Source organism: Actinomycetes bacterium (assembly GCA_036000965.1).
Lineage (GTDB): Bacteria > Actinomycetota > CALGFH01 > CALGFH01 > CALGFH01 > DASYUT01.
The window spans coordinates 1-4,268 of sequence record DASYUT010000056.1 but is presented as its reverse complement, the minus strand read 5'-3'; the positions used below and the strand labels follow the sequence as shown (position 1 = coordinate 4,268).

Genomic DNA, 4,268 nt, shown 5'->3' with positions numbered 1-4,268 from the left:
GCCAGCGGCGAGCGCGAAGCCCAGCAACCCACCACCCGCCATCAGCGGCAACGGCCGCGGCTGCACCAGTTGCCTTGGCAGCTCCGCCGGCACCCGCAGCGCCACCAGGTCGTTGACCTCGCTCTCGACGGTCAGCTCCTGGGCTCCGGCACCGACCCTGCCGAGATGCGCTGCTGTCCCGCGCCAGCCGTCGGTGACGGCAATGGAGAGCGCGAGCCCTCCCAGGACCACGAACGCGGCAATGGCAAGCACGCCGCGCGTCCTCACACGCGTTGCCCCCTCGACCGACCGCCGTTTCGGCGCAGGCTTCGGGCAAGGGAGAACGGCCTCCGGCGCGGCGATGGGGTGCGCCCGTCCAGCTCCGCTTGCTGGAGCGCGCAGCGGGCAGCGGCCGTGGCGCCGGCGGACTCCTGCAGTGCTCGGAGGCCGAGCAGGCCAGCAACCACAAGGAAGAGGGCAGGGACAACGCCCGCGTGGTCGTACGCCGCGCTGATCGAGAGCCCGGCGACGAGGACGACCAGTATGACCGCCGCCTTCGAGTACCTCGGCCATGAGCGGACGCGCACCAGCTGCCTGCCCGCACCATGCTCTTCGATCGCCATGAGCAGACGGACGGCGCCAAACATCCCGCCGCGCACCTGCAGATCCCAACGGTCGTAGGGACCTCCGCGAACGACCAGCGCCCCGGCCGCCCGCAGGGCGAGTTCAAGATCCTGAAGCCGCCTCTCAGGAGCCTGCCAGCGTTCCGTCCAGGTCGCGGAGGTGCGCCGCCGTGGGAGCGAGAGCCCGGGCCGACCATACCGCCGCCAGGGGGTGAGGCCGTGTCGCAGGCGACCCCAGAGGCGCGCTGCCGAGTGGAGCAGGTGCAGGATCGCCGTCCCGCCCTGCAACTTCAGCCGCGCAACGCGAGTTCGGGGACCGCTTGTGAAGGAGGCTCGTGCCGCGCCCAGACCGGCCTGCAGGACGGGGGCGCCGGCGGCAAGGACGAGCAGCGGCAGGGCGAGACGGAGCCGCGCCCACACGATGCCGACCGCCGAGAGTGCAGCCAACGCGGCAGTAACCAGATACCACTCGGGCATCAGCGGGAGCGACCGGAGTACGCCAGGCACGGGCTGGTCGAGCACCTGAAACGGTGCGCTGCCCCAGGTGCCTTGATAGACTCGGCCCCGCCGGCCGAGCATCTGGGCGAGACCCTTGCCGTACATCCGACCGGTCCAGCTGACATGGCCTGCGCTGTTGTACTTCTCCGGCCACTTCCTTTCCAGCAGCACCTCGGCCATGGTGTAGCCCTGCTGCTGCCTCCAATACGTGCGGACAGAATTGCGACGGTGGTGCCAGACCATGGCGGCTGCGCTGAAACCCAACGTGCCGCCTGCTTGCCGCAGCCGCCAGCAGATATCGACGTCGTCGCCGGCAGTGCGAAACTGCGGATCGAATCCGCCTATCGCCTGCAGGTCGGCTTTACGAAACGCCATGTTGCAGCCGGGAATGTGCTCGGCCTCTTGATCGGAGAGCAGGACGTGCACCGGCCCGCCGGGCGCATTGGCCACACACTCGGCGATGACCCCATCCCCAGCAGGCGCGATATTCGGGCCTCCCACTCCGACATGGCCCGTACGCAGGAAGGTGAGCGCAAGGTACGCCAGCCAGTGCGGATCAGGTCGAGCGTCGTCGTCGATGAAGGCGACGATCTCGCCAGTGGCCGCTTCGATGCCCACATTGCGCGCATGACTCAACCCACGATGGGCCGTCGTGATCTGCGCAAACCCACACTGTCTCGCGATGGCCGCGGTGGCGTCCGTCGAGCCATCGTCGACGACGATGACCTCGAAGTCAGGGTACTCGAGCTCCGGCAGGCCTTCTAAGCAGTTGCGGATCGTGCGCTGCCCGTTGTAGCTGCACACCACGACCGAGATCCGAGGCCACGGCAGGTCTGCCGCGGCCGGTACGTCGGCGAATGCCTTGCGCACAGCCGCCAACGCGGGTTTCGGGCTCCGGTCCCTGCGGGTGAGCCCGAAGTCCCAGTCATCGACCGCGGCGCCAGCCCTGAACCACTCGTCGGTCCAGGCATAGACGAAGGCGCCCGCGCAGCCGGCCGCAAACGCCGTGCGAATCTGCCAGTCGAGTACCTGCGCCTGCACGGGCTCGCCATGCCGAACGCTGTCCAGCCCCACCTCGGTCAGGACGAGCGGGCGCTCGCCGGCGATGTTCTGCAGGCGCGCCAGGTAGGCCTCGAGGCGCTCCTGGGACTCCAGGTAGACGTTGAAGCAGACCACGTCCAGGAAGGGCAGCTGCAGGTACTCCGTGGAGGGATAGTTCACGTAGGTCACAAGGGCCTGGGGATCCTCCGCCTTGGCGGCCCGGCACAGCCGCTCGAGATACCGCTCGATCCGGCGAGGGCCGAGCCAGCGCACGATCGGGGCCGGGATCTCGTTGGCGATCGCGTAGCCCAGGACAGCCGGGTGGGCCGCGCACGCACGGACCCCGGCGTGTACCAGCGCCTCGACGTCCGGTGAACCCTCTTTGTCGGCCAGATAGCCGACGTAGCGCTCCACCGACAGGCCGACCATGATGCGCAGGCCGTGCCGATACGCGGAGTCGAGCAGCCAACGTGGCGGGACGGTGTATGTCCGGACGGCATTAATCCCGTTCGCAGCCATCGCGGCGAAATCTCGCTCGACGACCTCGGGACGGGGATACTCAGCACCGTCGTCGAGCGGACGAAATGTCCCGTAGGTCACACCGCGAAGGTACAGCTTTGCGTCATCGAGGAAGAGGAACTTGCCACGTGCGCACGGACGAGGCGCAGGTTGCGCCGACTCCGACGCGGGAGGAGGTTCGAGCATCGGCAACGGTCGGCCCCCCCGCCTTCATCCCGGACTTGGCCAGAGTCTGGTGCTTGCCTTTCTTTGCGTCAAGCTTACGTTTCGCCGTTTTGCTCGGCTTGCTGACTGGATAGAGCTGATCATATCTTTCGCACAGTAATGACTTGTAGCACAGGATCGCTACAGTTGTGGTCTCAGCGGCCGGGTGGCTCGTTCCCCCCGAGTACCTGGCCCGCGCGGCCGCCGACACGGTCGCCGAGATCCCGGAGCGGCTGCTGGTCACGCGGCGGTTGCGGGCCTTCCCCCGGGTGGTCAGGCGCAAGATGTCGAACCTCGCCGTCAGGCGCGCCCGCACGAGCCACTGCTCCCACCGGCCCGGTGCCCGTCCCAGACCCCCTCAATCCCTGGCCTTGGGTCTAGGTCGGCGAACAGCCCGGGTGGGAACAGCCCGGGTGGGAACAGCCCGGGTGGGAACAGCTCGTGGCGGTGATCGGCCAGAAAGGCGTACACCGATCCGTCGGGGACCAGGTGGCAGCACCAGGTCGCCGCGTCCAGCTGGTCATCGGGAGCATGGCGTGCAGGGCTCATACCCGGGCAGTCTGCCCGCTGGCGGCCGGCGGCGCGAACCTCCGAATCGACCAAATCGACAACACCGACAGAAACACGCCCGATCAGCAGGCTCCTGACCGGAAAATGACCGCCTTTGCCAGGGTAGGCGGCAGCTGGCCCGGCCAAGGTGGTCATGAGGACGGGGTTGTGGGTTGGGTAGGTCAGGCGGCTGGGGTCAGGGTGACGCTGTAGCCAAGTGCTTGGAGCTGGCGGATGTGGTTGCGGGGCTTGCGGTCGGTGTCGATGCGGCTGCTGTAGTAGTCGGGACCGAGGTCATGGAACCGGGCGGCGGGGTCGGCGAGCAGGTGCCAGATGATGACCAGGATGGAGCGGGCAACAGCGACCAGGGCTTTGAGTTTGCCGATGCGCCTGACCAGGCGGCGGTAGCGCTGCCCGAGGAAGGTGTCGGTCTTGGCGGCGGCCGCGGCGGCCTCCCCGAGCGTGCCCTTGAGGTCGGGGTTGCCCTTGCCGGTGGCGCCGGTGCGGTGCTTGGCGCCGGACTGGGTGGTCCTGGGTGACAGCCTGGCCCAGGAGACCAGGTGTGCGGGGGTGGGGAACTGCCCCATGTCCAGCCCGAGCTCGGCGGTGAGCACGTGGGCGGCGGTGCGGCCGATCCCGGGGACCTCGTCCAGGCGGTCCACGGCGGCCAGCGGTGCCAGGGTCTTGGGGTCGGCGGCGTCGGCTGGGCCCGCCGTGGAGGGGGTCGCCGGGATGGGTGGCTGGACGCCGGCGGGTGGGCCGGGGTCGGGGGCTGGTGGCTGCGCGGCGGGGATCGCCGCGATCGCCTGGTCGATCCTGCTGGTGAGCTGGTCGATCTGGCCGCCGAGCGCGTCG

General features: G+C 69.0%; 4 protein-coding genes. All 4 read right to left on the bottom strand.

Going from position 1 to position 4,268, the window contains the following annotated elements:
* On the bottom strand, positions 1 to 252 hold a 252-nt coding region (locus VG276_04235), incomplete at its 3' end, for a hypothetical protein (GenBank protein ID HEV8648613.1).
* An 11-nt stretch (positions 253 to 263) separates the two neighbouring features.
* Positions 264 to 2,846 carry a glycosyltransferase gene (locus tag VG276_04230; GenBank protein HEV8648612.1) on the bottom strand — a complete coding sequence of 861 codons (2,583 nt, stop codon included), beginning with the start codon at positions 2,844 to 2,846 and terminating at the stop codon, positions 264 to 266.
* Between the two features lie 318 nt (positions 2,847 to 3,164).
* Positions 3,165 to 3,413, bottom strand: a complete 249-nt coding sequence (locus VG276_04225) for a hypothetical protein (GenBank protein HEV8648611.1) — start codon at positions 3,411 to 3,413, stop codon at positions 3,165 to 3,167.
* Between the two features lie 182 nt (positions 3,414 to 3,595).
* Positions 3,596 to 4,268: transposase (locus tag VG276_04220; protein HEV8648610.1), on the bottom strand; the 673-nt coding region annotated here is incomplete at its 5' end.